The organism is Halorubrum kocurii JCM 14978 (assembly GCF_000337355.1).
In the GTDB taxonomy this organism is placed as follows: Archaea; Halobacteriota; Halobacteria; order Halobacteriales; family Haloferacaceae; genus Halorubrum; species Halorubrum kocurii.
Genome location: NZ_AOJH01000092.1, coordinates 1 through 5,785, shown reverse-complemented (window position 1 = coordinate 5,785; position 5,785 = coordinate 1). Strand labels below are relative to the sequence as shown.

Annotated in this window: 5 protein-coding genes; 3 read left to right on the top strand and 2 right to left on the bottom strand. The window is 69.6% G+C overall.

Features of this window, described 5'->3' with window-relative positions; translation table 11 throughout:
- On the top strand, positions 1-1,352 hold a 1,352-nt coding region (locus tag C468_RS14870), incomplete at its 5' end, for a bifunctional metallophosphatase/5'-nucleotidase (protein ID WP_008849726.1).
- Positions 1,353-1,355: 3 nt separating this feature from the next.
- On the opposite strand, the gene C468_RS14865 is transcribed toward C468_RS14870, so the two are convergent.
- Positions 1,356-1,874 (bottom strand): VanZ family protein, encoded by a 519-nt coding sequence (locus tag C468_RS14865; RefSeq protein WP_049912266.1) that lies wholly within the window; start codon positions 1,872-1,874, stop codon positions 1,356-1,358.
- 279 nt (positions 1,875-2,153) lie between these two features.
- Here C468_RS14865 and C468_RS14860 point away from each other — a divergent pair, with 279 nt between their 5' ends.
- Complete coding sequence (locus C468_RS14860) at positions 2,154-4,085, top strand: aldehyde ferredoxin oxidoreductase family protein (protein WP_008849724.1); 1,932 nt, start codon at positions 2,154-2,156, stop codon at positions 4,083-4,085.
- A gap of 72 nt (positions 4,086-4,157) precedes the next feature.
- Complete coding sequence (locus tag C468_RS14855; RefSeq protein WP_008849723.1) at positions 4,158-4,481, top strand: hypothetical protein; 324 nt, start codon at positions 4,158-4,160, stop codon at positions 4,479-4,481.
- 498 nt (positions 4,482-4,979) lie between these two features.
- Here the strand turns inward: C468_RS14855 and C468_RS14850 are convergent.
- A partial coding sequence (locus C468_RS14850) for a hypothetical protein (RefSeq protein WP_008849722.1) occupies positions 4,980-5,785 on the bottom strand: 806 nt, incomplete at its 5' end.

The window sequence follows — 5,785 nt, the reverse complement described above, 5'->3', positions numbered from 1 at the left end:
CCCTCGAGGACTACACCGAGACCGGGCCCGCCGAGGCGAAGCGGCTCAGGGAGGAGGACAGCGTCGACGTCGTCGTCGCGCTCGCGCACACCGGCATCGACGACGCCGAGGCGCTCGCCGAGGCCGACGCGGACGACGATATCGACGTCGTCGTGGTCGGCGACGACGAGCAGTTCTATCCGCCCGAAGCGGTCGACGGGTCGATTGTCTCGGAGGCGCGGGCCCGCGCGGCCTACCTCAGCGAGATCGAACTCACCGTCAAAGACGGCGAGGTCACCTCGTGGGAGGGGGAGCTGATCGAGGTCACGGACGACGTCGAGAAGGACCCCACCGCGTCCGGGATCATCACCGACTACCGCGCCGAAGTGGGGCTCGACTCGGTGATCGTGGAGGCCGAGAGCCCGCTGGACGCGACGTTCGGCTCGAACTACCACCGCGAGACCGGCTACGGCAACCTGATCACCGACGCGATGCGCGAGCGGGCCGACGCCGACGTCGCGATCACGAACTCGGGCGGCATCCGCTCGGACTCGGTGTACGGTCCCGGGGAGATCACCGGCGGTGACATCTTCAACACCCTCCCGTTCCCGAACTCGCTCGTCACGCTGGAGCTGACGGGCGAGGAGCTCGTCGAGGCCCTGGAGAGCCAGATCGTCACGCTGGAGAGCGAGACGGGGCAGAACCTCGGCGAGGAGGTCTCCCAGCAGACCAGCGGCGTGCGCTTCGAGTGGGTCCCCCACGAGGACGCCGACGAGCTGGTCCGCGACGTGTCCGTCGGCGGCGAGCCGCTCGACCCCGACGGGACCTACGAGGTCGCCGTCAACAGCTACATGGCCAACGGCGGGAGCGGGTACCCGTTCGAAGAGAAGCCCGTCGTCGAGGCGACCGATGAGCTGCTCGTGACGCTGGTCGTCGACTACCTGCGAGAGCGCGACACCATCGCCCCGACCGTCGAGGGGCGCATGCAGCGCGTGGACCGCGACCTCTCGGACGCGACGGTCACCGTCGACGGGAACGGCAAGGTCGTGTGCCGGTTCGACGCGCCCGACGACGTCGAGTCGGTCGCCGAGGACACCGCCGCCGTGTGGTCGCCGGACGGAGACGACCTCGACGCCGAGAAGGTCGTCTTCGACGAGGACGAGCGGACCCTCGTCGTCCGCGTCGACGACGCCGACCTCGCGGAGACCGTCGACGACGCGGAGGACGGCGACACAGTTCCGCTCGATCTCTACGCCGAGTACGAGTCGAGCGAGTTCGACCACGTGTACTTCGAGCGCTCGCGGCTGAACGCCGACGTGGAAGCGGTCGTCGAGCGCCGCGGCGGCGGTCGGGAGGTCCCCGCGGCGCGCTGAGGGCTACCGGTCGGAGTCACCGTGGGATCCAACTCCGCCGTCCCGCCGGAACCGCCGGAGCCGGTACGCTCCCGCACCGCCGACCGCCCCGACCGCGTTGACGGCGGCGTCGCGCCACGCGAACGACCGCCACGGGATGGGCGCCTGCACGAGTTCGATCCCGAAGCCGAACGCGACCGCGGCGGCGACGGCGAGGAGGAGTCCGCGCCGGCCCCCGCCGAGCGCGCGGCTCGCGAGCGCCGCCAAGAGCGCGTAGCCGACGAGGTGGAAGGGGTCCGTGAAGACGACCTCGACGGGGAGCGCGTCGCGGACCGCGTCTCCCGCGCCGCCCGCACTGCCTCCGCCGCCCGCCCCGCCGCCGGGGGCGACCCACGACACCGGGACCAGCGACGCGACGAGGAGCGCCAGCGCGAACGTCGCGGTCCCGGCCCATCGGTCGCCTCGGCCGCGCCGGTCGCCTCGGTCGCGCCGACCGTCGCGATCGCCATCAGTGCGGTCGGCGTCGCGGTCGGGTCCGATCACGCGCTCACGTTCGCGGCCCGCGAAGTTAGCCGTCACGGAGACGGCGGCGCCGGTCGGCGCCGCGCCACCCGCGTCGAAACCGCTCGGCAGTACGGCCGCCCGCTCGTGCGTGCGAACGGGACGCGAACGGGCTCCAGTCGGCGATTTCGACGCGCTTCTCGGCTCCGCCATTTATATACTGCGGCGTCGACTACGGGGCCGCCGACGTAACCGGTAGTCGTTTCTCTCGGAGGTGAACAACTAACACGTTACAGTTCTATTATAATGAACGAGCATTACATGACTGAAATGGGCGGCTACAGAGACCGAGTTGCACAGGTCGACCTCGGGGACGGGGCGGTCGACTACCGGGGCGTCGACGAGGACGACGCGGAGAAGTACATCGGCGCGCGCGGGCTCGGCGTGAAGTACGTCTTCGACGCCGGCCCGGACGTCGACCCGCTGGGGCCGGACAACCGGCTCGCGATCATGACGGGCCCCCTCACGGGGACCCAGACCGTGATGAGCGGCCGCGTCGCGCTCGTCACCAAGTCACCGCTGACGGGGACGGTCACCGACTCGCACCACGGCGGCTGGTCTGGTGCGCGGCTCAAGTGGGCCGGGCTCGACGGCATCCTGCTGGACGGCGCGAGCGACGAGCCGGTGTACCTGCTCGTCGAGGACGGCGAGGTCGAGGTACGCGACGCCTCCCACCTGTGGGGGCAGGGCGTCCACGACACGATCGACGCCCTCGGCGAGGAGGTCGACGGCGCCGTCGGCAAGAACCTCTCCGTGATGGCGATCGGACAGGGCGGCGAGAACGAGGTGCGCTACGGCTGCGTCATCAACGAGGACGACCGCGCCTCGGGCCGCGGCGGCACGGGCGCCGTGATGGGCTCGAAGAAGGTCAAGGCGGTCGTCGTGAAAAGCGGCACCGACATGCCGAAGCCGGCCGACCCGGAGACGTTCCAGGAGGGCTACCAGCAGGCGATGGAGGTCATCCGGGAGTCCGACGTGACCGCGCCCAACGAGGGCGGGCTCTCGATGTACGGCACCAACGTCCTGATGAACGCGACCGAGGAGATGGACGGGCTCCCGACGAAGAACGCCCAGCACACCTCGACGGAGGCGTACAGCGAGGCCGACGGCGTCGACGTCCAGGCCGAGCGCGTCTCCGGCGAGAACGTGCGCGAGAACATCCTCGTCGACGAGCCGACGTGTCACTCCTGTCCGGTCGCGTGCAAGAAGGAGGTCGAAGTGGACGTCACCCACAAGGGCGAGGACATGAACATCCGCATGGAGTCGTACGAGTACGAGTCCGCGTGGGCGCTCGGGCCGAACTCCGGCCACGACGACCGCGACGAGATCGCGGTCATGCTGGACCGGTGTAACGACCTCGGCATCGACACCATCGAGGCCGGCAACATGATGGCGATGGCGATGGAGATGAGCGAGGAGGGCAAGCTCGACGGCGTCGGCCACCTCGACTGGGGCGACTCCGAGACGATGATCGACCTCATCGACGAGATCGGTCACCGCTCCTCGGACCTCGGCGACCTCCTCGCGGAGGGCCCCGAGCGCGTCGCCGACGCGAAGGACGCGCACGGCAACAAGCTCTCGGTCAAGGGCCAGACGATGGCCGCGTACGACCCGCGCTGCATGAAGGGCATGGGGATCGCGTACGCGACCTCCAACCGCGGCGCCTGCCACCTGCGCGGCTACACGCCGGCCGCCGAGATCCTCGGCATCCCGGAGAAGGTCGACCCGTACGAGTGGGAGGGCAAGGGCGAGCTGACCGCCACCTTCCAGGACCTGCACGCGGTCTCCGACTCGTTCGACATCTGCAAGTTCAGCGCGTTCGCGGAGGGGATCGAGGAGTACGTGCTCCAGTACAACGGTATGACCGGCCGCGACCTCTCCGAGGACGAGCTGTTCGAGGCGGGCGAGCGCGTCTACAACCTCGAGCGCTACTTCAACAACCTCGCCGGCTTCGACGGGGCGGACGACACGCTGCCGAACCGCTTCATCGAGGGGCACCCGGACGCCATCCCCGGCACGGGCGCCAGCGAGGGCGAACTGGTCGAACTCGACGAGATGAAGGCCGAGTACTACGAGACTCGCGACTGGGTCGACGGCGTCGTCCCCGACGAGAAGCTTGAGGCGCTTGGCATCGACATCGGCCCCGGAACCGGCGTCTCCGCCGGCGACTCCGCGGCGCCGGCCGACGACTGATCGGCGGTCGCGTCTCGGCCGCCACCCCGTTCCGCGTTCATTTTTAAGTGGCCCGCGCCGGTAGCGCCGCGCATGGCGCACGACCCGCTCTCTCCCTCCGACGCCCTCCGAACGCGGACCGGGGCGGCGGTGGCAGCCCTCTCCGTCCTCACGGTCGCGTACTCGCTCGTGATCGTCGCACAGCTGCTCCTCGGCCTCATGATCGGCGTCGCGCTCCCGGTCGGGCTGTACCTCAGCTACCGGCTGTTCGCCGCGCTCGACGCGCTCGCCGACGCCGCCCAGCGGATCGCCGACGCCCACGAGCGCGAAGCCGACGAGGCGTCCCGGTTCGACTCGGCGACCGAGCGAGAGCCGTCGTCGCAGTCGGCCGACCGGCTCACGGAGCGCGAGCGGTAGACGGAGGTCTCACGGTATTCGGTACTGTTGAGCGACAGCGGGACTGGGTATAGCACGTTGTGAGTGTGGTTTTATAAGCCAGATTGTGGTGTTGCTGTCGGCTATGTATAAGTAATCGACACTGCCGCGGTGGACACCTGCAAAGCCCCTGCCGGCGAGTCCCGCCCGCCCGCAACCGCACAGCACCTCACACCTCCCCAGCCTCGTCACCGGACTCCGTCCGGTTGCAAGCGAGAGCTTCGCTCTCGCCCTGCCGCTCGCTGCGCTCGCGGCCTCCCTCGCACCGGCGGCTCGCGGCCCTCCGGGCCGCGCACCGGGGCGCGCCACCGCACCTGCATTTTATAAGCGATCGTCGCCGTCGTTCACGATCGTTTAAATATTGAACCACAAGCCTCGATCTGCGATACCTACTCCCGCTATCAACCGCCGCTGCGTCTCACTGAACGAACGAGGGTGCGAGAGTTATCACCTGTTGGGGAGTTCGACAGCGCTCCCCTCCTAGAACTCGAAGCCCACGGCGTCGCGGTCCGGCCGGATCGGGCTCGTCGGGTACGGCGGCGACGCCTCGGGGTCGTTGAACGGCCGGGGCGCCACGTCGTTCGGCGCGTCGGGGTAGAACAGCGCGGCGAGCGTCTGGATAGCGGTCCGGCCGCTGGCGAGCTCGAACTGGCCGCCGCCGTACAGCTCGATCCCCTCCCGCCGACAGTGCGCGATCGTCTCGAACAGCGATTCGAGGGTGCCGAACCGAGAGGGCTTGATGTTACACCACCCCGGCTCGACCGGGAGCGATTCGAGGCTCTCGACGCCGTCGATCGGGTAGTCGAAGGAGAGCCGGTCGGCCTGCGGCTCGACGAGCGGTCGGGTCTCGGGCGTGAACGCGGCGTCCTCTACGATCGCGGCCGGGAACGCGGCGAACACGTCGCGGTACAGCTCCGGGTCGGCCTCGACGTCCACGTCGGTCCCCTCGTACCAGCCCTTCAGGTCGAGGATCCGGACCGCGTCCGTCTCCCGGAGCGTGACGAACGCCTCCTCCGGCCAGTCGGGCGTCGGGTCGAGCTTGAACTCCAACTCGTCGTCGAGCGCGAGCAGCTCCTCGACGCGGTCGGTCGTCGGCGGCTCGCCGAGCCGCGTCGAGACGACGAACCGGACCGGCTCGGGTTCGATCCCGAGGCACTCGCCCAGCGACTCCTCGCGCTGCCGGAGCGCCAGATCGAGCGCGGCGCTCTCGACGGCCCACCGGCGGTAGTTGCGGAAGTACTCCTGCTCGGGGGGTTTGTGCGCGAACAGGTCGATCTCGTCGAGGC